At 69.5% G+C, this 24,666-nt stretch carries 12 protein-coding genes; 2 read left to right on the top strand and 10 right to left on the bottom strand.

What is annotated here, in order from left to right; translation table 11 throughout:
• Window positions 1–130: 130 nt before the first annotated feature.
• The 7 genes from ASC91_RS23165 to ASC91_RS23135 all read right to left on the bottom strand — a co-directional run bounded on the left by ASC91_RS23165 (window position 131) and on the right by ASC91_RS23135 (window position 13,689).
• Window positions 131–757 (bottom strand): Crp/Fnr family transcriptional regulator, encoded by a 627-nt coding sequence (locus tag ASC91_RS23165; protein WP_056202713.1) that lies wholly within the window; start codon window positions 755–757, stop codon window positions 131–133.
• A complete protein-coding gene (locus tag ASC91_RS23160) occupies window positions 754–2,583 on the bottom strand; it encodes a patatin-like phospholipase family protein (protein ID WP_056202711.1) in 1,830 nt (609 codons plus the stop codon). The genes ASC91_RS23165 and ASC91_RS23160 overlap by 4 nt, the downstream gene beginning before the upstream one ends.
• Window positions 2,584–2,806: 223 nt before the next feature.
• Complete coding sequence (locus ASC91_RS23155; protein ID WP_056202707.1) at window positions 2,807–3,850, bottom strand: adenylate/guanylate cyclase domain-containing protein; 1,044 nt, start codon at window positions 3,848–3,850, stop codon at window positions 2,807–2,809.
• Entirely contained in the window at window positions 3,843–4,184 is a 342-nt protein-coding gene (locus ASC91_RS23150; RefSeq protein ID WP_056202705.1) for an Hpt domain-containing protein, read from the bottom strand. The genes ASC91_RS23155 and ASC91_RS23150 overlap by 8 nt, the downstream gene beginning before the upstream one ends.
• A gap of 67 nt (window positions 4,185–4,251) precedes the next feature.
• Window positions 4,252–6,900 (bottom strand): response regulator, encoded by a 2,649-nt coding sequence (locus ASC91_RS23145; RefSeq protein WP_056202703.1) that lies wholly within the window; start codon window positions 6,898–6,900, stop codon window positions 4,252–4,254.
• Window positions 6,901–7,097: 197 nt separating this feature from the next.
• A complete protein-coding gene (locus ASC91_RS23140) occupies window positions 7,098–11,219 on the bottom strand; it encodes a GAF domain-containing protein (protein ID WP_056202700.1) in 4,122 nt (1,373 codons plus the stop codon).
• A gap of 79 nt (window positions 11,220–11,298) precedes the next feature.
• Window positions 11,299–13,689, bottom strand: a complete 2,391-nt coding sequence (locus ASC91_RS23135) for a PAS domain S-box protein (RefSeq protein WP_056202698.1) — start codon at window positions 13,687–13,689, stop codon at window positions 11,299–11,301.
• Window positions 13,690–13,783: 94 nt separating this feature from the next.
• On the opposite strand from ASC91_RS23135, the gene ASC91_RS23130 reads away from it, so the two are divergent.
• Window positions 13,784–14,980, top strand: coding sequence for a vanadium-dependent haloperoxidase (locus tag ASC91_RS23130; RefSeq protein WP_056202695.1), 1,197 nt, complete (start codon window positions 13,784–13,786; stop codon window positions 14,978–14,980).
• Window positions 14,981–14,986: 6 nt separating this feature from the next.
• Here the strand turns inward: ASC91_RS23130 and ASC91_RS23125 are convergent, their stop codons facing one another.
• The 3 genes from ASC91_RS23125 to uvrA all read right to left on the bottom strand — a co-directional run bounded on the left by ASC91_RS23125 (window position 14,987) and on the right by uvrA (window position 23,926).
• Window positions 14,987–17,719: a prolyl oligopeptidase family serine peptidase gene (locus tag ASC91_RS23125; RefSeq protein ID WP_235532092.1), complete on the bottom strand. Its 2,733-nt coding sequence runs from the start codon at window positions 17,717–17,719 to the stop codon at window positions 14,987–14,989.
• 82 nt (window positions 17,720–17,801) lie between these two features.
• The gene (locus ASC91_RS23120; RefSeq protein WP_056202685.1) at window positions 17,802–18,194 is read right to left on the bottom strand and encodes a hypothetical protein; all 393 of its coding nucleotides are present in this window, start codon (window positions 18,192–18,194) and stop codon (window positions 17,802–17,804) included.
• 107 nt (window positions 18,195–18,301) lie between these two features.
• Window positions 18,302–23,926, bottom strand: a complete 5,625-nt coding sequence (uvrA, locus tag ASC91_RS23115; RefSeq protein WP_056202682.1) for an excinuclease ABC subunit UvrA — start codon at window positions 23,924–23,926, stop codon at window positions 18,302–18,304.
• A 225-nt stretch (window positions 23,927–24,151) separates the two neighbouring features.
• Between uvrA and ASC91_RS23110 the strand changes: the two genes are divergently transcribed.
• Window positions 24,152–24,664, top strand: a complete 513-nt coding sequence (locus ASC91_RS23110) for a response regulator (RefSeq protein WP_056202681.1) — start codon at window positions 24,152–24,154, stop codon at window positions 24,662–24,664.
• Window positions 24,665–24,666: the final 2 nt, after the last annotated feature.

Here is a 24,666-nt window from a genome sequence, read left to right as displayed (position 1 = left end):
CAAGCCTAGGAGCTGCCGACAGCCGCCGCTGCGGGGAATTCTTGACCGGGTCTGTCGGGCCGCCTCAAGACCCCGCTGCGGCGTGATCCAGGCCACGGCCTCGGCCGCCTTCAGCGGTCCAGCACGCCGCTCATGCCGACGGCAACCCGTTTTCGGGTCGATGGCGCTGCACATCACGCATCAGGCGCGCGACGACGAGGCGCATGACGTGGAAACCGAGCTTGGGGTTCTGGTAGTAGAGCAAGGCCATCTCCTCGGCTGTGAGGCTGTAGACGACGCAATCGCCCGGAGCCTCCAGCGTCAGCGTGCGGCGGTTGTCGGGCGCGAACAGGCCGATCTCGCCGACCAGGCTGCCCGGCGGCAGCAGTTCGTCGTATTCGGCCAGCCGCAGCGTACCGGTGTCGAGGTAGAGCATCTCGGTGGCGGCATCGCCCTGGCGCCACAAGGTGGTGCCGGCTTTCACGGTCCGGCGGTGCATGTGCGGCAGCAGCCACTCGGACACTGGCGTGCCGTCGCGCGCGTTCTCGATGGCCTTGACGAGCTTCCTGATCTGCAACGTCTTCTTGATGTTGATCGGGATCAGTGCGCCATAAAGCAGCAGCGTTGGCAGCGCCGACTTCAGCGCGCCATAGGCGACGAGGAAGCAGCAGGCCGTCAGTGCCGCGATGCGCAACGGCAGCATGCTTTTCATCAGATAGCTGGCCAGCATCAGCGTGGCGCCGATGAAGCCGAGGATGGTGGCGAGGGTGTCGGTCATGGTTGGAGCAGCGCCTGAACTTGGGGTTGGGCCAGCACGGTCAGCGCATGCGCGTGGCCCTGCTCGACGATGGCGTCGAAACGCTGCCAGGCCAGCAGGCCGACACGCTCCAGCGGCGGGTTGAAATAGACGTCGCAGGCGGCCTGCGCGGCACGGCGGCGCGAGCTGCTGTAGAGGATGGTCACGTTGAGCAGATAGGCCGACAGCGCGGGCAGCCGGTAGCGCCGCCGCGAGCGCGCGCGCCAGCGGTCGCGCAGCAGCGCCCAGGGGCCGGGCACCTCGTCGAAGTCGAGCTTGCGGGCCTTGTGCAGGCTGAGGTCCGCGCCGATGACCAGGCCCACGCCGCGGCGCGCGCGCATCACGTCGACGGGGAAGTTGTTGAAGCTACCGCCGTCGCACAGCAGGTCACCATCGACGACGACGGGTGGCAGCGCGCCGGGGATGGCCGTGCTGGCGCGTAGCGCACGCTCCAGCGGGCCGTGGGTCAACAGGGCCTCGCTGGCCTGGGAATAGTTGGTGGCCACGCAGAAGAAAGGCTTCCACAGGTCCTCGATGCCGGCGCCCGGGCCGGCCAGCCGGCCGAGCGCTCGGTCCAGGATGCCGCGCAGGCGCCGGCCGCGGATCAGCGAGATCAGCGGCAGCAGGTTGAAGTCACCGGTCGGGTTGACCTTGAAGGCCTCGCGCGCAACGGCCGTGGTGTGCGCCAGCGGCTGGTCGGTCGCGGCCAGCGCCGCCATGACCGCGCCCATGCTGGTGCCGCCCACGCAGTCCACCACCACGCCCTGCTCTTGCAGCGCGCGCAGCAGGCCGAGGTGCGAGAAGCCGCGCGCGCCACCGCCGGCCAGCACCAGGCCGACCGCGCGGCGCGCCTGCAGCCGTGCCAGGCGGGCCAGGTCGCCTGCCAGCGCGGGGCGCACGTGGAAATGATCGGCCACCGGCCGGCGCGCCAGCCAGGCCGCCGTGCCGCGCGGTGCCGGCGTGTCGGCCGCGTGCAGCAGCACGAGGATCTCGTCGGCCTCCGTTCGTGGCGGGCGCTGCACCAGGCATTGCGTCTCGCTGAGGTGCACGGCCGGCGCGGCGCCGGCATCGGCCAGCAGCAGCACCTCGTCGGCATGGCGGCAGCAGCGCTGCGTCCAGGGCGTGGGCGCGTCGTCGGCCAGCAGCAACACGAAGTCGTGGGCGGCCTCGACCTCGTCCAGCCACAGCGACACCTGGCGATAGCGCTCGCCTTCGTCGGCCGCCGCGCCGACGGCGGCATCCACCGCGGCCGCGTCGATGACGCAGACGCGGCCGAAACGGCCAAGCCCCGCCGCCAGGCCGAGTGCCAGCCCGGCCGCGTCCACGCCGGCGGTGATGGGCAGCAGCGCCTGCACGACCGGCGCAGCGAAGGGCGCGGGCGCATGTTCGGTCTGCAGCCGATGCACGATCTGGCGCGTCAGCGCGATGCCGACGCGCGGCTGCTGCTCGATCAGGCGCAGGAAGGGATCCTTGTCCAGCCGCACGAGCACGGAGTCGCGGATGGCGACGACGGTGGCCGAGCGCGGCGCCGCCGTGTACAGGCTCATCTCGCCGATGACCTGCCCACGTCCCAGCTCCCGCACGACACGCGGCGCCTCGCCATCACTCGACACATAGGCCCGCAAGCGCCCGCTGACCGACAGATACATCGAGTCGCCCGGCTCGCCCTGCTGCATCAACGTCTGGCCGCCAGCCACCTCGACCCAGGTCAGCTGCTCGCGCAGCAGGGCCAGCGTGGCCGCGTCGAGCTCGCCGAAGGCCTGGGCCAGCAGCTCGCCAAGCAGGCGGTCGTGATAGCCCTCGGTCATGTGAGCCCCCCGTCCAAGGAATACCTTGGCCGGCCCCCCGAGGGAGCGGCGATGCTCGGCGGATTGACCGCCGAGCACATCGCCATGGGCGGGCCGGCTTGGGAACTGGAGTCGGACACAAGCAGTCCCTGCGGACTGCTTGTGCCTACGGAAGGACCTGGGCCTCTGACCCAGGGCAGGCCCGGCGCTCGGCCCGCAAGTCGAAGGCAATTCACAGAGCCAGTCACGCCAGCACCAGCGCAAAGACGTCGACCGAGCTCGTCTTGCCCTTGAACTGCACCGGCCCGATGGGCTCGCTCGGCAGCGCGCCGGCGAGCTGGGCCTGGGTCGCGGCGTCGAACAGCACGGCGTGGCCGGCCACCTTGGTGTGAGCTTCCATGCGCGCCGCGACGTTGACCGCGTCGCCGATGCAGGTGTAGGTGGCGCGCTGGCGCGTACCGGTGTAGCCGGCCACGACATCGCCGCTGGCGATGCCCACGCCGATGCGGATCTCGGGCCGGCCGGCGGCGCGCTGCTCCTCGCTGAACTGGGCCACCATCTCGATCATCTCGGCCGCCGCCAGCACGGCGCATTGGCCGGCCGCGGGCAGCGGCTGCGGCGCGCCGAAGATGGCCATCAGACCGTCGCCGATCATCTGGTTGACGACGCCGCCATGACCGTTGATGGCCGCGAACATCAGCGTGTAGTAGGTGTTCAGCAGCTCGATGATGTCCTCGGGCGGCTGCGATTCGGCAAGCGTCGTGAAGCCACGGATGTCGCAGAACAGCACCGTCGCCTGCACCCGGCGCCCGCCCAGTGCGAAGCCCTCCGCCTCCAGGTCCTGGGCCACCTCGCGGGTCGCGAAGCGCCGCACCAGCTCGCGCTGCTGGTCACGCAGGCGCTTGCGCTCCAGGCTGGCGTTGATGCGCGCCTTCAGCAGCACGAGGTTGACGGGCTTGTGCAGATAGTCCTCGGCGCCCAGCTCGACGCAGCGCACGATGCTGTCCATGCCCTCGACGGCCGAGGTCACGATGACCGGCAGCTCGCGCAGCTCGGGGTGGGCGCGCAGCTTCTCCATCAGCTCGATGCCGTCCATGCCCGGCATGTGGATGTCCACCAGCAGCAGGTCGAAGGCCTCCTGCTGCACGCGCTGCAGCGCCGCCAGGCCGTCCTCGACCGCCACGACCTCGTGGCCCAGCAACTCGACGTGGCGCGCCAGCAGCAGGCGGTTGACCCGGTTGTCCTCCACCAGCAGGATGCGCGCACGCTTGGCACGGCGGTCACGCATGGCGGCGCTCCTTCAGCTCGGCGGCCACGGGGTCGAACAACGCGGCCAGCGCATCGACCCGGCCGGCGGCAGCAGCGCCCAGCTCGGCCAGCGTCGTGTGCTCCAGCGCGCGCGCCGCCTCGGCGAAAGCCGTGGCTCCAAACGTCACGCCGTTGCTCTTGAGCGAATGCGCATGCCGTCTGAAGGCCACCGCGTCGCCGGCAGTGATGGCCGACCGCATCGCCGCCAGGCCTTGCGGCACGTCCTCCAGGAAGGAGTCGATCAGCTCGGGCATGAAGTCGGCCCCGGCGCTGTCCACCAGTGCCGCGAACACGTCGTCGTCGATCACCGCCATGACCCCCTCCTTTGCGCCCCATCCATGCAGCCGTGCACCTTCAACTGCACCCGGACCGGGCACCGCATCATGACCGCACCGGCACGGCTTGCAAGGCCTGTACCAGCGCCTCCACCCGAATCGGCTTGGTCACGTAGTCGTCCATGCCCGCCGCCAGGCAGGCTTCGCGGTCCCCCTGCATGGCGTTGGCCGTCATCGCGACGATGCTTGGGCACTGCGGCAACGCACGCAGGCGCCGCGCGGCCTCCAGCCCGTCCATCTCGGGCATCTGCACGTCCATCAGCACCAGGTCATAGGTCTGGCGCGCCACCGCTTCGAGCACCTCGATGCCGTTGCTGGCCACATCCGCCCGGTAGCCCATCTGACCGAGCAGGCGCAGCGCCAGCTTCTGGTTCACGACGTTGTCCTCAGCCAGCAGGATGCGCAGCGGGTGGCGCTCGGCCTGGCCCAGGTCCAGCCGCGGCGCGGCCGGGGCATCGCCTGCCGCCGCCGCCTTGCCGGCCAGCAAGGCCATCAGCATGTCGTGCAGTTGGCTCTGGCGCAGGGGCTTGTGCAGATAGGCGACAAAGGCGTCTGCGGCATCGCCAATCTCCTTGCGGCCCAGCGAGCTGAACAGCACCCGTGGCAGCGCGGGCGCCAGCGGCTGCATGCGGCGAGCCAGCTCGACGCCATCCATGCCCGGCATGTGCATGTCCAGGATGGCCAGGTCAAAGCGCTCGCCGGCCTGCAGCCATTGCAGGGCCTGCTCGGGCGACTCGGTGTCCAGCGGCACCAGGCCCCATTTGGCCAGTTGCAGGGCCAGCACGCGCCGGTTGGTGGCGTTGTCGTCGACCACCAGCAGGCGGTGGCCCTTGAGGGCAACCTGCGGGCCGAAGAACTCGCGCCGCGCCATCGTCTGCGGCTCCGCCAGCGGGGCCACGATCGTGAAGTGGAAGCTGGAGCCATGGCCTGGCCCGGCGCTCTCGGCCCACATGCGCCCGCCCATCAGCTCGGCCAGCAGGCGCGAGATGGCCAGGCCCAGGCCGGTGCCGCCGTATTTGCGGCTGGTGCTGGCATCGGCCTGGCTGAACTTCTGAAACAGCTTGGCCAGGGCGGCCTCGCTCATGCCGATGCCGGTGTCGCGCACGGTGAAGCCCACCTCGTACTGCTCGCCACGAGGCTGCGCGGTGATCGTCAGCACGACCTCACCCGCCTCGGTGAACTTGACCGCGTTGGACAGCAGGTTCAGCAGGATCTGGCGCAACCGCGTCAGGTCGCCGTTCACCGAGGTCGGCACATCGCCCTCGAACAGATAGGCCAGGTCCAGCCGCTTCTCGGCGGCGCGCGGCGCCACCAGGTCCAGGGCCGACTCGACGCAGTCGCGCAAGTCGAAGGGCTGGGCCTCGATGTCCATGCGCCCGGCCTCGATCTTCGAGAAGTCGAGGATGTCGTTGATGATGGTCAGCAGCGCGTCGCCGCTGTCGCGGATGGTGGCGGCGAAGTCGCGCTGCTCGTCATTAAGTGGCTTGTCCAGCAGCAGGCCGCTCATGCCGATGACGGCATTCATCGGCGTGCGGATCTCGTGGCTCATCGTCGCCAGGAAGGCGCTCTTGGCTTCGTTGGCGGCTTCTGCAGCTGCCTTGGCTGCCTGGACCTCGTGGAAGAGCCGCACGTTCTCGATGGCGATCAAGGCCTGGTCGCGGTAGGACTCGGCCAGCGCAATCTCCTTGGCGGTGAAGCCGCCCGGGCGCTTGCGGAACAACATCATTGCGCCCACAGCCTCGCCTTCGCGCAGCAGCGGCACGCACAGCGAAGTACGCGCGCCGGTGACGGCCCGAATCATCTGCTGGCGTGGCGGCAGTTCGATCGCGTCCCAGTCCGGGATGTGGACCGTGCGCTTCCAGGCGATGGCCTGGGAGGGGAAGTTGGCTTCCGGGTCGATGGTCACCGGCTCGGTCCATCGCCCGGTTTCCAGTCCGGCGGGCGTGGCCACGGCCCGGGACAGATACTGACTGCCTTCGACACGCACGAAAGCGGCCCAGTCCAGGCTCAGCAGGCGTACAGCCGTCAGCACGATGGCATTGAAGACCGGCTGCGTATCGGTGGGCGAGGAACTGATGACGCGCAGGATGTCGGCGCTGGCCGTCTGGCGTTGCAGCGCACCCTGCGTCTCGTTGAACAACTGCACGTTGTCCAGCGCCAGGCTGGTGCTGGCGGCAATGGTTTCCAGCAGGCGTACCTCCGAGTCGCCGAAGGCGTCCTCGCGCTCGAAATCGTTGAGTTCGATGGCGCCGCGCACGGTGCCGTTGCTGGCCAGCGGCACCAGGACGACGGCTCGCGGAATTTCCGTGCCCGCCGGCGGGGCGCTGCCGAGGCCGAGCAGAACCGCCTTGGCATCGCGGTTGACGAGCAGGGTCTGCCTGGTCGTCATCAAGTGGTGGGCGACGCCCTGCGACTGCAGCGGCATCGAATCCGGCCACAGGCGCTGGCCCCGTTCGACGAGGTAGGGGAAGTGCTGCAGGCCACGATCCAGGTCGAAGGCGCGGATGCCGACGTCGCGGCCACGAAAGATCTCGCGCAACTTGTCGCCGACCAGGTCATAGATGCCCTGCAGACTCAGCTGGCCCACGAGGGCCTGCTGCACGGCGTTGATGACGGCCAGTTCGGCCTCGCGCTGCGCCAGCGCGTGTCGGAGCTGTTCGACGTCGGTCGGGTCGGCGCTGCGGGCGGTCGTCATGTCAGCTATCCATTCCGCATTCGCGGCACTCGCGATGCATGAAAGAGCATGCGGGCCGAGCGCCGGGCCGCCCCAAGCCGGCCCGGTGGGCGATGTGCTTGCCGGTCGATCCGGCAAGCATCGCCGTCCCCCCGGGGAACCGACTGGGCTGGCCCGCGTCCAGCGGCGCAAGACCGGGCGAGGGGCTGACTTTCATATCAATGGTCCTGGCGCTGCGGCGCCTTCGACAGGGCATCGACCAGGGCTTCGACCCGAATGGGCTTGGTGACGTAGTCGTCCATGCCCGCGGCGAGGCAGGCCTCGCGGTCGCCGGCCATCGCGTTGGCGGTCATCGCCACGATGCGTGGCCGGCTCTCGGGCCAGCGCCGGTTGATCTCTGCGCTGGCCTCCAGCCCGTCCATCTCGGGCATCTGCACGTCCATCAGCACGAGGTCATAGGTCTGGCGCTGCAGGGCTTCCAGAGCCTCGACGCCGTTGGCCGCCAGGTCGGCCCGGTAGCCCATCTGCTGCAGCAGGCGCAGCGCCAGCTTCTGGTTCACGACGTTGTCTTCGGCCAGCAGGATGCGCAGCGGGTGGCGCTCGGCGAGGTGCTGCGTCGCCACCGGCTGGGCGCGCTGGCGGCGCGGGCTGGGCACGAGGTCGGCCGCCACCGTGGCGCGCAGCGTGAAACCGAAGCGCGCGCCGCGGCCCGGGCCGTCGCTCTCGGCCCACATGCGTCCGCCCATCAGCTCGGCCATGCGCCGGCTGATGGCCAGGCCCAGGCCCGTGCCGCCGTATTTGCGCGAGGTGCTCGCATCGGCCTGGCTGAAGCTCTGGAACAGGCGGGCCAGGGCTTCAGCGCCCAGGCCGATGCCGGTGTCGCGCACAAGGAAGCGCAGCTCCACGCCGCCTTCGGCCGGAGCGGCCTCCACTTCGACGGTGATGCTGCCTGCCTCGGTGAACTTGACCGCGTTGGACAGCAGGTTCAGCAGGATCTGGCGCAGTTTGGTCACGTCGCCATTGATGCCAGCGGGCACAGTGGGCGCGATGTCGACGGCCAGCGCCAGGCCCTTCTCGCGGGCGCGCGGCGCGATCAGGTCGACGGCCGCGTCCACGCAATCGCGCAGCACGAAGGGCGCACTCTCGATGTCCATGCGGCCCGCCTCGATCTTCGAGAAGTCGAGGATGTCGTTGATGATGGTCAGCAGCGCCTCGCCGGCCTCTCGGATGATGGCTGCGTGGTCGCGCTGCTCGCCGTCGAGCGTGGAGTCCAGCAGCAGGCCGCTCATGCCGATGACGGCATTCATCGGCGTGCGGATCTCGTGGCTCATCGTCGCCAGGAAGGCACTCTTGGCCGCATTGGCCTGCTCGGCCACGGCCTTGGCGGCCTGGGCTTCTCCGAACAGGCGCGAGTTCTCCATCGCCACCGACGCCGCCAGGCTCAGGCCCACCAGAAAGCTCAGCTCGCTGTCGCGGAACGGCTGGCCGCCCTGGCGCCAGACGGTCAGGGCGCCCAGCACGCGCTGGCCGGCGCGCAACGGCGCCACCATCATGCGCTCGTCGGGGTCCTCTTCGGTGCCCTCCATCCGGACGCCGCGCGGGTCGTCGCGCGCGGCGTTGATGACGCCGGGCTCGCCCTTGGCGATCAGCGAGCCGATGATGCCCTCGCCGGCCGTGATGACGGCGTCGCGCACCTCGCTCTCGTATCTGCCGACGGCGACGATGGCGCGGTAGCGCCGCGCCGCGCCCCCGCCCTCTTCCTCCGGCACGAAAACCGCGCTGTTGTCGGCGTCCAGCAGCTCCTTGGCATGCACGGCGATGCGGTTCATGACCGTGGCCAGGTCCAGCGTGGAGGAGATCTCGCGGCCCACCTCGGCCAGGGCCGCGCTCTCGCGCGTGCGGCGCTGGATCTCGTCGAACAGGCGCGCGTTCTCCAGCGCCACGCCGACGCTGGCTCCCACCGTGCTGAGGAAGCGCACGTCGGCCTCGCTGAAGGCGTTCTCGCGTTCATAGCTTTCGACCAGGATGGCGCCCAGCACCTGGTCGTTGCCGATGATGGGCACGTTGGCGAAGGACAGCGCCTGGTCGGTGCCTGGCACCGCCAGCAGGCCGGCGGCGGCGATCTCGGCCACGTTGCGGCAGACCAGCGGCTGGCGCGTGCGGCGCATCTGCTCGAAGGGCCCGTCCGGCGCCGGCCGCTCCGGCGGCAGCTGGATGGGCACGCCGTGCTCGAGCTCGTAGAGGTAGTGGTTGAGGCCGCTGGCCGGGTCATACCAGCGGATGCCGATGTCCCGGGTCTCGAGCAGCTCGCACAGGCGGTCGCCGACACGCTGGATGATGGCCTCGAAGCTCAGCTCCGGCGACAGGCTCTGCTGCAGGTTGTTCAGCATCGCCAGCTCGTTGACGCGGCGCTCCACCTGCGCCTTGCTGGCCAGCAGCTCGGCCGTGCGCTCGGCAACGCGCTGCTCCAGGCCCTCGCGCAGCCGCAGGTTGGCCAGCGCGACGGCGGCCTGGGCGGCCAGCATGACGAGCAGATCGCGGTCGCCCTCGCGGAAGCGTCCAAACGCCCCGTCCAGGTCGGCGTAGAGGTAGCCGACCAGCTCGCGCTCGGCGATCAGCGGCGCGATGAGGCAGGAGCGCTGTTGCACGGCCGGCACGCCTTCGGGGCCGATGCGCAGGGCCGCCGCGCGGCTGCCGCGCGCTTCATCCAGCCAGGGTGTGATGGCGGTCAGCAGCGCCTCCTCGCCACCGGCCTCCCCTTGCGGCATCAGATGGCTGGCGATGTGGCGCAGGCTGCCGCCGTACTCCAGCACCAGCAGCACGCGTTCGGCGCCACTGATCTCGGCCGATTCGTCGACCAGGAACTCATGCAGCTCAGTGCCCGTGGCCAGCTCGGCCAGGCGCAGGCCGACGTCGACCTGGCGGGCGAAGCGCTCGTCCAGATGCGCGGCGCCATTGAGATGACGCGGCCTGCCGCCGTCGGCCAGCCAGGCCTGCACGACGGCACGCGCCACCGGCCGCTTGTTCAGCGAGTTGCGCCGCAAGCCCTCGTCGGACAAGCCGGCCAGGCGCAGGCAGACGAAGCGATAGGCCCGCGCCAGCGCCACGCCGGCCTCGCGGCGGCGGCCGGCCGCACGCAGCGCCTCGCAGCGCCGCCACCACAGGGCTGGCAGGTCCAGGTTCTCCAGCGGCGCCAGGCCTTGGGCCCAGTGCAGGCGGGCGGCCTCGGCGCTGGCATTCAACGCCGCCTGCAGGTCGCCGGCGCCCAGTTCGGCCCAGGCGATGAGGCCGAGGTCGGCCATGCGCTGGGCGGCCGATGGCGAATGGTCGAGCGCCAGGCGGAACTGCACCGCTGCAGTCGCTGCATCGCCTTCCGCCATCGCCAGCTCACCTTGCAGGCGCGCGATCTCGGAGCGAAAGCCCGGGTTCTGGCGCGCCAGGCTCAGGGACTCGGCTTCGCCGGCATAGGCGCGCGCCTCGGCCAGCGCGCCGCCCTCCAGGTCCAGCCGGGCCAGCGCCGTCAGCGTGTAGGGCAGCAGCGCCGTCGCGCCGCTGCGGCGCCAGATCGCGAGCGCGGCCAGGTAGTGGCGGCGCGCGCGGCGCGTCAGGCCCAGCGTGACGTAATGGTTGCCGATGTTGTGGATGGCCGTGCCCTGGCGCTCGGCATAGCCGGCCGCGGCATAGGCCGCAAGCGCCAGCTTGCACAGATGCAGGCAGTCGGCCAGGTCGGGGTTGTTGAAGGTCTGGGCGTTGTAGGCATTGCCCTGGCCCAGCAGGTCGCCAGTGGCCAGCGCCAGCGCCAGCGCGGCCTCGGCCGCCGCGCGCGCCTCGGCAACGAAACCCAGCATGCCCAGCAGCAGGGATTCGATATAACCGCAGCGGCCCCGGGGCACAGTTTTGCCGGCGGCGGCAAACAGCTTGGCGGCCTCGTGCACCCGGCCCAGCGCCACTTCGGGCTCCAGCTGGCAACGGCACTGGGCTTCGGCCAGCAGGGCCAGCGCATAGGCACGGTCGAGTGCGTCAGTGCCGGCCTCGGCCAATGCGGCTTCGGCGGTGGCGATGGCCGCCAGCAGTTCACCGCGGCGCATCTGCACCAGCCCGAGCGCGAGGCGGGCGCGGAGCCGCCAGGCGGGACGGCCCTCGGCCAGCTTGGCCAAGGCCGCGGCGGCATCGGCCGCAGCAGCCAGGGCGCCGAGCGCGATGAAGCTCTCGACGCGCAGCTCCAGCACCCGGGCGTCGCCGCGCCAGCCCGCGCTCACGTCGATGAGACGCTGGTGCTGGCCCGACCAGGCCAGGTCGGCCAAATCCTCCAACACGGCGACATCGGGGCGCAAGGGCATCGCGGGACAGGGCCTGTTCACACCACGGGGATCGGATGCGTTGCCACTCCGGAGAGGGGCCGCGCGAGTCTAGTCCGCTCTAGTCGGCCTGGGGCAGCGTCAGCCTCATGACCGTCCCCAATGGGCCGGTGCGCAACAGTTCCGCCGTGCCGCCATGCATGTCCATCACGCGGCGCACGATGTACAGGCCCAGGCCGTGGGCCGACTCAGTGCCGCCGCTGCCGCGCGCGCCGCGGGTGAAGAGGCGGGGCAGCAGCTCGCGCGGAATGCCGGGGCCGGCGTCCGCCACCTCGAACTGCAGCACGGCGGGTTCATCAAAATCGATGACATGCAGGGTCACGGGGCTGACGCCGCGCGCGTACTTCAGCGCGTTGGACAGCAGATTGCGCAAGGCCAGGCGCAGCAGGCTCATGTCCATCAGCGCCGTGCGGGTGGCCGTGTGGCGATGCACGACGATGCGGTCGCGCTGCTCGCGCGGCAGGTCGGCAATGGTGACGGCGATCAGCGTGTCGATGTCGGTGTCCTCGCGCGCGATGCGCCCGCCGCCCGCCAGCAGGCTGGCCGCAGCCAGCGTGTTGTCGACGCCGGCCAGCACCTGGCCGAGCACGGCCTGGGCGCGGTTCAGCCTCTCCTGGGCCTGGCGCTCACCGCGGCCGGCCAGGCTGGCGGCCGCGCCCTGCAGGGCCGCGCTGGCGTTGTTCAGCGGCTGGCGCACCTCGTGGGCCAGTACGTCCAGCATCTCGGAGCGCTCATGCAGCAGTTGGTCCAGCTCCTGCACGTGGCGCTCGGTCTGGCGGCGCATGCGCTGCTCGTGCGCCAGCTCGGCGCGGCGCTGCAGGTCCTCGGTGATGTCATCCACCAGGGCGAGGGCACGCAGTGGCCGGCCGTCGGCCGTGTATTCCGCGACCGCCGAGACCAGCACGTCGCGCAGCCGGCCGTCGGCGCAGATCAGCTGCACGGGGCAGTCGCCGACATGGCCGTCGCGCCACATCGCCGGGCGGTAGACCTCGCGCACCTGCTGCGACGACTCCGGTGTCATGAAGTCGTCCATGGCGCGACCGATGACCTGCTGGCGCTTGTAGCCCAGGCGCTCGAGCCAGCGGTCGGACACGCTGAGCACCCGGCCGGCCGCATCTACCGAATGCATCAGCGCCGGCGTCGACTCGTACAGCGCGCGCAGGCGCTGGCGGTTGTGCTCCAGCTCGACAGCCGCGCGGTGGTGCTCGGTGACGTCCTGGAAGGCGCCTACCAGCCGCACCGGCACGCCGTCCTGCCAGTCGACCTGCCCCTGGGACAGCACCCAGATCTCACGCCCCTTGGCCGTCACCAGCGGCAGCTCCAGGCTCCAGGGCTCGCCGTGCTGCATGCCGCGCAGCACGGCCGCCTCGATGGCGGCGCGCGCCTCGGGCTTGTAGTAGCCAATGGCCTCCTGCAGCGTTGGCCGGTGGCCGGCCTCGAGGTCGTGGATGCGGCAGGTCTGGTCGCTCCAGACCAGCTCCTCGGTCTGCAGGTCCAGGCTCCAGCCGCCGATGCCGGCGACGCGGCCGGTGCGGTCCAGCAGGGCCTTGCTGTCGCGCAGCTCGCGTTCGGCGGTGATGCGGTCGGTGACGTCCTCGGTGATGCCGACATAGCCGCGCAACCCGCCATCGGGCGCCAGCAACGGCCGGGCACGGGTCCAGACCTGGCGCACGCCGTGGCCGTTGCCGCCGCGGCGCAACCGGTAGCGCATCTCGAATGCCTGACGCTGGGCAACGCAGCGCCGCCAGTGGGCCAGCACCGACGTGCTGTCCTCGGTCGTCAGCGTGGCTGCCCAGCCCTCACCCAGGGCAGCACGCGCCGGCAGACCGCAGATGCGCTGCCAGTTTGCGTTCGTGAAGATGAAGTCCCCTGCCGCGTCGGTACGGAAGATGCCCAGCGGTGCCGTCTCGGCCAGCACCTGGAAGGGCTGTTCCGCCGCCTCGAGGTCGGCGCCACGCAAGGCGCGCTCGCGCATCATCAGCGCTTCGGCTGCGGCGTCGGCCAGGCGGGTCAGGGCCTCGCGCTGCGCCTCGGTCAGCTCGCGCGGCTGGAAGTCGACGACACACAGGGTGCCGGGGTGGCTGCCGTCGTCCAGGCGAATGGGCACGCCGGCATAGAAGCGCAGCGCGGGGCGGGCCAGCACATCGGGGTGGTCGACGAAGCGGGCGTCCAGCCGGGCATCGCGCACTTCGAAGAGGCCATCGGCCAGCAGCGTGTGGGCACAGAAGGTCTGGGCCCGCGGCGTCTCGCTGCGGCCAAAACCGACGGCGGCCTTGAACCACTGACGGCGCTCGTCCAACAGGCCGAGCAGGGCGACGGGCGTGCCGCAGATCTGCGCCGCCAGGGCGGTGAGGTGGTCGAACAGCGGCTCGGGCTCGGTGTCCATGACGCTCAGCGCCGCCAGGCGGGCGAGGCGGCGGTCTTCGTCGGGCGGCAGGGGCGGGGTCACCATGGCCGACAGCTTAGGGCAGGTCAGGGCGTCGCTCCTCATTGCGCAGGCCGTCCGCGCGGCGTAGCGTCGCCGTCTTTCTTCCAGGGAGAACCTCATGCTCAAGCTCTGCGCCCTGCTGCTGGCGCTGCTGATCGCGCCGGTGCGCGCCGATGTCGTCAGCGACTGGGCCGAAGCCACGCCCAAGGTGCTGCAGAAGTCGCCGCGTGGTCAGGTCCTGCCCGCGACGCTGCTGACCGACCTGGCGATGTTCAACGCGCTGAATGCGATCACGCCGCGCTACCAGGCCTATGGCGCAGCGCCGGCGGCGGTGCCGGATGCCTCGCCGGAGGCGGCCGTCGCCTCCGCCGCCCGCGTCGTGCTCGGCAACGTGCCGGGCGCCGACCAGGCCCTGCTCGACAAGACCTACGAGGCCTCGCTGAAAGCCGTGACCGACGCGGCCGCGCGTGCCAAGGGCGTGGCGCTGGGCCGGCGCGTCGCGCTGGCGCTGCTGGCCGCGCGGGCGGATGACAGCTTCGCGCGCGTCGAGCCGCCCAAGGTCGAGCCGGCGCCGGGCATCCATGTGCTGACGCCCGAGTACAAGCAGGAGTCGGGCATCGGCCTGGCGCGCATGAAGCCCTTCGCGATCAAGGACGTGGCGGCCTACGACCCTGGCCCGCCGCCGGCCGTGGGCAGCGCCGTGGCGCTGCGCGACCTGGCCGAGGTCAAGGCCGTCGGCGGGCGCGTCAGCACGCAGCGCACGGGCGAGCAGTCGGTCATCGCGCTGTTCTGGAACTCCGGCGAGGGGGAGGACGCCGTGGCGATGCTCAAGAAGCTGGCCGAGAGCACCAAGGCCACGCCGCTTGAGTTCGCGCGCATGCTGGCCCTGATGGACATGGCCGACCTGGACTCGCGCATCGTCTACACCGGCATCAAGACCAAGTACCGCCACTGGCGGCCCTACAACGCGCTGCGCGGTGCCTTTGCCGATGCCAAGCTGCGCGACGCGAGCTGGGAACCGCTGATCCACACGCCGCCCAACAGTGACTACCCCTCGGGCGGCGCGGTCGGCGGCGGCACGCTGCAGGCTCTGCTGAAGGACTTCCGCGGCGACAGCCAGGCGCCACTGGTCTGGGTCAACTCGGCGCTGTCGATGACGCGCAGCTGGAGCTCGCCCGAGGCCATGGGCCAGGAGCTGGCCAATTCACGCGTCTGGAGCGGCGTGCATTTCCGCAACTCGGTGGACGTGGGCTACCGCCTCGGCCAGAAGGTGGCCGAGGAGGTGCTGGCGACGCAACTGCGGCCCTTGCCCTGATTTTTCTCAGGGAGTCGCGCGGCCCAGGTTGCGCAGCCAGAAGGCCTCGTACCTGCGGTGCCAGCCGGCGGGCTTGACGACACCACCCATGGCATGCACGCCGTCGGGGTCGAGGAAGAGCTCGACCAGCGACTCCTTGCCCGAATCCAGCAACTCGCGGTAGACGTTGACGGTGTCCTGGTACAGCACGTTCGGGTCCTGCATGCCGTGCACCAGCATCAGCGGCTTCTTCAGGCCCTTGGCCAGCGGCAGCAGCGAGTATTTGCGCAACACCGGCTTGGTGCGATCCGTGGCCTTGCCAATGGTGCGGCCGCTGTACCAGCTGTTGTAGTTCTCCCATTCGGTCGGGCCGGCGCCCGCGATGCCGGCGGCGAACAGGTCGGGTCGCGTATACATCGTGTACTGGGTCTGGAAGCCGCCAAAGCTCCAGCCGTTCAGGCCGATGCGCCGGGCGTCCACGCCGAACTGCGTGGGCAGCAACTTGACGAGGTCTTCCAGGTCCTCGGCCTGGGGCTCGCCGGGGCGCTCCCAGTTGGCGTCAGAGAACTTGCGGCCATAGTTGCTGTGGCCGCGCGGGTCGACGGCGATGGTCACATAGCCATGCCTGGCGGCCATGTATTGGCCGAACAGATAGGCGGTGTTCTGGAAGCTGTCGACCTCGACGATGTGGCGGTCGTTCAGCGGGCCGCCATAGACGTAGACGATGGCTGGGCGCTTGTCGGCCGCGGTCCAACTGGCGGGCTTGAAGGCATAGGCCTCGATGCGGTCGCCATGACGGTTGGTGAAATTGAAGCGTTCGGGCCGCAACAGTTTCAACTCGCCCCAGGCCTTGTCATTGCTGTCGGTCAGCGTGCGCGCCGGCGTCTTGCCGTCAGTGGCCAGCAGCTTGAGCTCCGGGCGCTGGGCCCAGTTACCGGCCACGGCGCCGACCCATCGGCCGTCCTCCGAGGCCGCCGCGGCGCGGTGGTACTCGCCCGCTGCACCCAGGGCCTGGGTGGCGCCGCTGGCCAGGTCGACACGCAGCACATTCATGGCCGCCATGTCGCCCTGGTTGGCCAGCACGAACATGGCCTTGCTGTCGGCCGTGAAGCCGATCACCTGGTGGGCCTCGAACTCGCCCTTGACGAGGGGGCGCAGCGCCTTGGTGGCCACGTCGATGGCATAGGGCTGGCGCCAGCCGGCTTCGTCCAGGGCCAGCACCAGCGTCTTGCCGTCGGGCGTGAAGCGGGGCTTGAGCACGTTGACAACCTCGTGGCCGACCTCGCCGCGGCGCTCCAGCACCATCTCGGGCTTGGCGGATTCGTCGCAGGCCGCCGGGCCGCTCCCAAGGCCTGCAGCGCCCCCTTGGGGGGCAGCCGTCGTACCCGACGGCTGGGGGCAAGAAGTCTTACCGATGTAGACGCGCAGCAGCTCCTTGTCGCGCTCCCAGGTCGTGAAGGCATAGCGGCTGCCGTCACGGGCCCAGGCCACATCGCTCATCTCGAACCAGACATCGCCACCGTTCTGCGTGAACACAGGCGCAGGCTGCTTGCGGGGCGGCTCATTGCCGGTGGGCAACTGGCGGATATAGAGGGCCAGCGGCTGCTGGTTGCGCTTGTCGTCGGACACCTCGCGGTTGACCTTCTTGGCCGTGGCCCAGCGCTCGCTGTAGTTCATGATCTCGACCTGCTTGGGCGGCGGCGCCGGCTTGTCGTCGGCCGTCTTCAGCGGCGCCTTGGCCAGCAGCGACATCCAGCGGCCGTCCTCGCTGATGGCCGTCTGGTCGATCTTGTATTTCTTCTGCTCGTCGTCCGGGTGGATGAGCTCGCGGTTGATGACCTGCACGCCGGTCTGCTTGAAGCCGCTGCGCAGCACGCGGGTCTCGTCCGTGTAGATGACGCCGCTGTCGTCGGCCGTGTAGGCGACGAGCTTCAGGTCGCGCTGCGTGGCCACCAGCGGCTGAACGGTGGGGATCTTGTCGTCCGCCTTCCAGCGGTAGAGGCCGCCGCGGTACTGGAAGACCAGTTCGTCGGCCTTGTGTGCCCAGGCGAACTGGCTCGGTCCGGGATAGAGATCGGCGGGCTTGAGCTTGTCGCGGGCCAGCTTCTTCTTCAGCTCGTCGCGGAGCTCCCACAGCTCTTTTTCCTTGTCCTTGTCGGGCGACGAGGCGGCCGATGCCGGTGCTGCCGCAGGCACCGGCTTGCCGGCGCGCTTTGCAGCCAGCGCGGCCATGGCCTGCTTCTCGAGCTCAGCCTCGGCCTTGTCCGCAGCCTTTTGCGCGTCGTCCTTGGCCTTCTTCTCGGCCAGCTCCTTCTTCAGCGTGGCAATCGCGGCGGTTTCCCACTGCGCCAGGTCGACTTTCTCGCCGCGCAGATAGGCCTGCTGCGCCACCTCACGGGCCTGGCGCTCGGCGTATTCGGTGTTGCGCTGCCGGAGCTTCTTGTCGAAGCGCTCCATGTCCTCCGGCGCCTCGAAGGCCGCCATGACCTGGGGCGACGTGATGCGCTGCGTCTTGCCGGTCTTGGTGTCGTGCACCCAGAGATCGGTGCCGGGCTCGCCGAACGGGCTCCACAGCCAGGCGAGGTAGCGGCCGCTGCGGCTGAAATCGGCGTCCTTGGCGGGCTCGCTGCGATAAGGCTCGGCACGGAAGATCTGCTCGAGACTGGGAACGGGCTTGGGCGGCGCGGTCTGTGCCTGCAGGGGGGCTGCGGCCGACAGGGCCACGGCAAGGGCCAGGCTGCTGATGGCAGCGAAGGTCACGGGCTTCAAGGGATCTCCTGAATCTACCCCCTAGGGTTAGGGGCAACGAATTCTAAGAAGCAGGCGCGGCGACCCCCATTCGTCACGGGATCGTCGTGGCAGGCGGCGACGTGGATGCCTTTGACTTGCGCCACAGCGCCACGCCGACGTGGATGGCCAGGCCAAGGATGAACAGCGCCACGGCACCGAGCAGCCAGACGACCCAGGCCAGCACCGTGACGCCGCCCGCCAGCGACGGCAGCGCCCTGGCCAGGGATTGCAACTGCGGCGACAGCGTCTCGACCGTCGACACCAACCAATCCGCCACCGCCGCGGGCAGCCAGTCTCTCAGCGATTCCGGCAAGCTCCAGCCACCCGAGCCGACACTGCCGGCATGGGCCAGCAGGCCGGTGAGAAACGACTGCACCGCCCACACGAGGCTGGACCACAAGGCCAACAGCAGCAAGACCAGCACCCAGCCCACAACGAACGCCATCGCAAACCTCTCCGGTCAATTGAACGGTGCAGTTTGTCCGGTCCGATGCCTCGGACAAAGCAGGCGGAGCCGCAACCGGACTTCTGGAAAACCGAAGCGCGGCCGACTCAGCCCAACCGTGCCAGCACCGGCTTCAACGCCACACCCGTGTGACTGCCGCTCGCCACCACCTGTTCCGGCGTGCCTTCGATGACGACACGCCCGCCCGCATCCCCACCTTCCGGCCCCAGGTCCAGCACCCAGTCGGCTTCCGCAATCACATCCAGGTCATGCTCGATGACGACGACCGAATGCCCGCCTGCCACCAGGCGATGCAGCACGCGGATCAGCTTCTCCACATCCGCCATGTGCAAACCCACCGTCGGCTCGTCCAGCACATACAGCGTGTGCGGCGCCTTCTGCCCCCGCCTCGCCACGTCGTCCCGGACCTTGACCAACTCCGACACCAGCTTGATCCGCTGCGCCTCCCCGCCTGACAAGGTCGGCGAAGGCTGACCCAAGGTGAGATAGCCCAGCCCCACGTCCTTCAACAACTGCAGCGGATGCGCAATCGACGGCATCGCTGCGAAGAACTCGACGGCCTCGTCGACCTCCATCGCCAGCACGTCGCCAATGCTCTTGCCGCGCCAGGACACGCCCAGCGTCTCCGGGTTGAAGCGCTGGCCATGGCATTGGTCGCAGGGCACCTTCACGTCGGGCAGGAAGCTCATCTCGATGGTCTTCATGCCCTGGCCCTCGCAACCGGGGCAACGGCCCGCGCCGGTGTTGAAGCTGAAGCGCGCCGGCGCATAGCCGCGCGCCTTGCTCTCCAGCGTCTCGGCGAACAGCTTGCGGATCGCGTCCCAGAAGCCGATGTAGGTGGCCGGGCAGGAGCGCGGGGTCTTGCCGATGGGGGTCTGGTCGACCTCCAGCACGCGGTCCACCTGCGCATGGCCTTCGATGCCGTCACAGCCGGTCCATTTGGCGGGGGCCTTTCTCAACGGCACCGCAACGGCCATGCCTGCCAGCAGCACGTCGCGAGCGAGCGTCGACTTGCCCGAACCGGACACGCCCGTCACGGCCACCAGCCGATGCAGCGGCACGTCCACCGTCACGCCCTTGAGGTTGTGCAGGGCGGCGTTCAGCACGGTCAGCTTGGGCGCATCGGCCTCGATGGGTCGGCGCGCCTGCAGCGGGTGGATCAGCGGGTGGGCCAGCATGCGGCCCGTGGTCGACTCAGGCTCCAATGCCAGCTGCGCCGCCGTGCCCTGAGCCACCACGCGGCCACCGCGTTTGCCGGCGCCAGGGCCGATGTCGATGATGTGATCGGCGCGGCGGATGGTGTCCTCGTCGTGCTCGACGACGACCAGCGTGTTGCCCTTGTCGCCAAGTGTCGCCAACGCCTTCAGCAGGATCTGGTTGTCGCGCGGGTGCAGGCCGATGGTGGGCTCGTCCAGCACGTAGCAGACGCCTTGCAGGTTGCTGCCGAGCTGCGCGGCCAGACGGATGCGCTGGGCCTCGCCGCCCGACAATGTGGGCGCCGCACGGTCGAGCGTCAGATAGCCCAGGCCAACCTCTTGCAGGAACTCCAGCCGGCCGAGGATTTCGCTGACCACGTCGCGTGCGATGTCGGCGTCGCGGCCATGCAGGTGCAGGCCCTTCACCCAGCTGTGCGCCTCGCCGACGCTCCAGGCGGCGACGTCGCCGATGCCCTTGTGCTCGAACTCCACCGAGCGTGCGGTCGGATTCAGGCGCGTGCCGTGGCAATCGGGGCAGACCGCGTCGGTCAGACCTTCGACCTCGACTTCTTCAGAAGGGAAGCTCTGCTCGCGGCCGCGGTTGTCGTCGGACTGCACGCTGTCGTCGAGCTCCTTGCGCTGCTCGCGCGTCAGCGCCAGGCCCGTGCCGACGCAGCCCTTGCACCAGCCGTGCTTGGAGTTGTAGGAGAACAGCCGCGGGTCCAGCTCGGGATAGCTGGTGCCGCAGACCGGGCAGGCGCGCTTGGTGGAGAACACCTTGACCGTGCCGACGCCGGCACCGGTCGAGCCTTCCTCCACGCTGAGGCCGTCCAGCGGTGCCAGCAGGTGCAGCACGCCTTTGCCCACGTCCAGCGCCTTGGCCAGCAGCTCGCGCAGCTCGGCTTCGCGTTCGGGGGCGATGACAAGGTCGCCGACCGGCAGCTCCAGCGTGTGCTCCTTGAAGCGGTCGATGCGCGGCCACGGCGACGTGGGCAGAAACTCGCCATCCACGCGCAGGTGCGTGTGGCCGCGGCCCTTGGCCCACTTGGCAAGGTCGGTGTAGACGCCTTTGCGATTCACCACCAGCGGTGCGAGCAGGCCCACGTGCTGGCCGCGGTAGTCACGCATCAACTGGGCAGCAATCGACTCGACGCTCTGCGGCTTGACCGGCGCACCGTCGTTGATGCAGTGCTGCACGCCCAGCTTCACGTAGAGCAGGCGCAGGAAGTGCCAGACCTCGGTTGTCGTCGCCACCGTGCTCTTGCGGCCGCCGCGGGACAGGCGCTGTTCGATAGCGACAGTGGGCGGGATGCCCCACACCGCGTCCACCTCGGGCCGGCCGGCCGGCTGCACGATGCTGCGGGCGTAGGCGTTCAGCGATTCGAGGTAGCGGCGCTGGCCCTCGTTGAACAGGATGTCGAAGGCCAGCGTGGACTTGCCGGAGCCGGACACACCGGTGACGACGTTGAACTTGCCGCGCGGGATGTCGACGCTCAGGCCCTTGAGGTTGTGCTCGCGGGCATTGACGATCTTGATGGCCTCATCGGCCTGGCGGCGGCCGCGGATGATGGACTGCAGCGCGCGGCCTTCTTCCACGGCCATGGCCGGGCGGTCCATGTGCAGCGCGTAGTCGCGCAGCGCGGCGGCGGTGTGCGAGCTCGCATGCTTGGTGATCTCCTCGGGTGTGCCGACGCAGACGACCTCGCCGCCGGTCTCGCCGCCTTCGGGGCCGAGGTCAATGAGCCAGTCGGCCGCGCGGATGACGTCGAGGTTGTGCTCGATGATGATCAGCGAATGGCCGGCCGAGAGCAGCTTGCGCAGCGCGCGCATGAGCTTGGCGATGTCGTCGAAGTGCAGGCCCGTCGTCGGCTCGTCGAACAGGAACAGCGTGCCCTTCTTGGCGACGCCGAAACGCGGTGACGCCGCCGCCTCGGCCAGGAAGCCCGCAAGCTTGAGGCGCTGCGCCTCGCCGCCCGACAACGTCGGCACCGGCTGGCCCAGGCGCACGTACTCCAGGCCCACGTCGACGATGGGCTGCAGCTTGGCCAGCACGGCGCGGTGCTCGCTGAACAGGTTCACCGCCTCGGCCACGGTCAGCTCCAGCACGTCGGACACGCTCAGGTCGCGATCCTTGAGCGCCAGCTTCACATCCAGCATCTCGGCGCGGAAGCGCTTGCCGTCGCAGTCCGGGCAGCGCAGGTAGACGTCGCTGAGGAACTGCATTTCGACATGCTCGAAGCCCGAGCCGCCACAGGTCGGGCAGCGGCCGTCGCCGGCGTTGAAGCTGAACATGCCGGCCGTGTAGCTGCGCTCGATGGCCAGCGGCGCGACAGCGAACAGCTTGCGGATCTCGTCGAAGGCGCCGACATAGCTGGCCGGGTTGGAACGCGCCGTCTTGCCGATGGGCGACTGGTCGACGAACACGGCGTCGGCGAGGAAGTCGCCACCCAGCAGCCGCTCGTGCGCGCCAGGCGTCTCGGTCGCCTTGCCGAACTGGCGGGCCAGCGCGGGATACAGCACGTCCTGCATCAGCGTGCTCTTGCCCGAACCGCTCACGCCGGTCACGACGACGAGGCGCTGCAGCGGGAACTCGACTGTCACGTCGCGCAGGTTGTGCTCGCGCACGCCTTCGAGGATGAGCTTGGGCGTCGATTCGTCCACCAGGCGCTTGAGCCCCATGCCGACATGCTTGCGCCCGCCAAGGTAGGCGCCGGTCAGCGTGTCGGCCGAGCGGATGCTCTCGGGCGTGCCGTCGTAGACGATCTGGCCGCCGCGCTCGCCGGGGCCTGGGCCCATGTCGATGAGGCGGTCCGCCGCCAGCATGACCGCCGGATCATGCTCGACGACGACCAGCGTGTTACCCGCATCGCGCAGGCGCTGCATGGCCTGCACGATGCGGCCCATGTCGCGCGGGTGCAGGCCGATGCTGGGCTCGTCCAGCACGAACAGCGTGTTGACCAGCGAGGTGCCCAGCGCCGTCGTCAGGTTGATGCGCTGCACTTCGCCGCCGGAGAGGGTGCGGCTCTGGCGGTCCAGCGTCAGATAGCCCAGGCCCACGTCGCACAGGTAGCGGCTGCGGTGGCGGATCTCGTCGAGCAGCAGCTTCAGCGCTTCGTCCAGCATGGTGCTGGGCAGCTGCAGACCGTCGACAAAGTTGCGCAGGCGCTGGATGGGCAACTGCATCAGGTCGTGCAGGGACAGGCCCGGCAGCGTCTCCAGTTGCTGGCGGCTCCAATCCACGCCGACCGGCAGGAAGCGTTGCTCCGCGGGCAGTGCCACGTCGGCCAGTTCCTTGGCGCCGACGCGCCACAGCAGCGCCTCGGTCTTCAGCCGCGCGCCGCGGCAGGAAGGGCACTCGGTATAGCTGCGGTACTTGGACAAGAGCACGCGGATGTGCATCTTGTAGGCCTTGCTTTCGAGGTATTCGAAGAAGCGCTTGACCCCGTACCACTGCTTGTTCCAGTTGCCGTTCCAGTTCGGCGTGCCGTTGATGACCCATTCGCGGTGGGCGGCGGAAAGATCCTTCCACGGCGTGTCGCGCGGGATGCCGGCCTCGCCGGCGTACTTCAGCAGGTCCTCCTGACAGTCCTTCCACGCCGGCGTTTGCATGGGCTTGATGGCGCCGTTGCGCAGGGTCTTGCGGTCGTCGGGAATGACGAGGCCAAGATCGACGCCGATGACGCGGCCGAAGCCGCGGCAGCTGTCGCAAGCGCCGAAAGCGGAGTTGAAGGAGAACAGCGCCGGCTGCGGGTCAGCGTAGCGGATGTCGCTTTCGGGACAGTGAAGGCCGGTCGAGAACCGCCAGAGTGTGGCGCCGTCGTCACCGACGTGAACATTCACCCGACCCGCGCCGCGCTTCAAGCACAGCTCGATGGCTTCCATCGCGCGCTGCTTGTCGGCCCCCTGGATGCGGAAGCGATCGGCCACCACATCCAACACCTTCTTGCCCTCAACCTCGCGCTCGCCCTGCACCCGCGTGAACCCGCTGGCGGACAGCCACTGCTGCACCTGCTCCGCGCTCGTGTTGCCGGGCAATTCCACCGGAAAACTGAGCACCATCCTGGGGTCCCCGGCTGCTTCGCCACGAGCCAGCAGTTCCACATAAATGCTCTGGGCCGTGTCATGCCTGACCGGCAGCGCCGTCTTGCGGTCAAACAGCTCCGCCGCGCGCGCAAAAAGCAGCTTCAGGTGGTCATTCAGCTCCGTCATGGTGCCCACCGTGGAGCGGCTGGTGCGCACCGGGTTGGTCTGGTCGATGGCGATGGCGGGCGGCACGCCATCCACCTTGTCCACCGCCGGGCGGTCCATGCGGTCCAGGAACTGACGGGCGTAAGCGGAAAAGGTCTCCACGTAGCGACGCTGGCCCTCGGCATAGAGGGTGTCGAACACCAGGCTGGACTTGCCCGAGCCGCTGGGCCCGGTGACGACGGTCAGCTCCGCTGTGCGCAGATCGAGGTCAAGATTCTTGAGGTTGTGCTGCCGAGCGCCTCGGATGCGGATCAGACCGTCAGACATTGATGGGGGCCAAAACGACAAAGGCGAGCAGTGTAGGGAGACGCATGGACGAAAACTGTCAGCACCCGCGACCGACGAGCGGTCGTTTCAGGCGACATGAGCGGCCCAAGTCGCACTGCATTCATGGGGCATCCGGTTGCGCTGCGGCGCCAGCTGAGGCAACAATGGCTCACGGCTCCTCGAGGGCCGCATAAGAAAAGAACAAGCTGACACAAGGACATGGGGATGGACAAGTCGAGGTTGCCCGAGCCGGCGCAGGTGCTGGTTCCCTTCTGGCTCAATGCCGCCACCGACGGTGCGGGTGTTGACGCGCCGGAGCCCGACGAGGGCGGTACCGCCCCGAGCCAACGACAAGCCCAGGTCCTGCTCGTCGAGGACAACCACATCAACCAGGTCGTCGCGCTGGAATTCCTCGCGCTGATGGGCGTTCAGGCCCGCCTGGCCAGGAACGGCCTCGAAGCCCTGTCGGCCTGTGCCGAGTCCGCCCCGGATCTCGTGCTGATGGATATCCAGATGCCCGGCATGGACGGCCTGGAATGCGCCCGCCGCATCCGCACCCAGCAGCGCGAAGGCAAGCTGCCCGCATTCCCCATTCTGGCCCTGACGGCCCATGCGCTGGATGCCGACGTGGCCGCCAGCCTCGAGGCCGGCATGGACGAGCACCTGACCAAGCCGCTGGACTTCGTCGCACTGCGCACGCGGCTGCAGCGCTGGCTCCAGTTGCCCGAGCCGAACTGACA

Origin of the sequence: Pelomonas sp. Root1237 (assembly GCF_001425055.1) — a bacterium.
Lineage (GTDB): Bacteria > Pseudomonadota > Gammaproteobacteria > Burkholderiales > Burkholderiaceae_C > Pelomonas.
This window is presented reverse-complemented; position numbering and strand designations above follow the sequence as displayed.

Excerpts from the sequence above, each read along its gene's own strand:
- ASC91_RS23165 (WP_056202713.1), bottom strand. The coding sequence starts at position 757 with ATGACCGACACCCTCGCCACCATCCTCGGCTTCATCGGCGCCACGCTG.
- ASC91_RS23160 (WP_056202711.1), bottom strand. The coding sequence starts at position 2,583 with ATGACCGAGGGCTATCACGACCGCCTGCTTGGCGAGCTGCTGGCCCAG.
- ASC91_RS23155 (WP_056202707.1), bottom strand. The coding sequence starts at position 3,850 with ATGCGTGACCGCCGTGCCAAGCGTGCGCGCATCCTGCTGGTGGAGGAC.
- ASC91_RS23150 (WP_056202705.1), bottom strand. The coding sequence starts at position 4,184 with ATGGCGGTGATCGACGACGACGTGTTCGCGGCACTGGTGGACAGCGCC.
- ASC91_RS23145 (WP_056202703.1), bottom strand. The coding sequence starts at position 6,900 with ATGACGACCGCCCGCAGCGCCGACCCGACCGACGTCGAACAGCTCCGA.
- ASC91_RS23140 (WP_056202700.1), bottom strand. The coding sequence starts at position 11,219 with ATGCCCTTGCGCCCCGATGTCGCCGTGTTGGAGGATTTGGCCGACCTG.
- ASC91_RS23135 (WP_056202698.1), bottom strand. The coding sequence starts at position 13,689 with ATGGTGACCCCGCCCCTGCCGCCCGACGAAGACCGCCGCCTCGCCCGC.
- ASC91_RS23130 (WP_056202695.1), top strand. The coding sequence starts at position 13,784 with ATGCTCAAGCTCTGCGCCCTGCTGCTGGCGCTGCTGATCGCGCCGGTG.
- ASC91_RS23120 (WP_056202685.1), bottom strand. The coding sequence starts at position 18,194 with ATGGCGTTCGTTGTGGGCTGGGTGCTGGTCTTGCTGCTGTTGGCCTTG.
- uvrA (WP_056202682.1), bottom strand. The coding sequence starts at position 23,926 with ATGTCTGACGGTCTGATCCGCATCCGAGGCGCTCGGCAGCACAACCTC.
- ASC91_RS23110 (WP_056202681.1), top strand. The coding sequence starts at position 24,152 with ATGGACAAGTCGAGGTTGCCCGAGCCGGCGCAGGTGCTGGTTCCCTTC.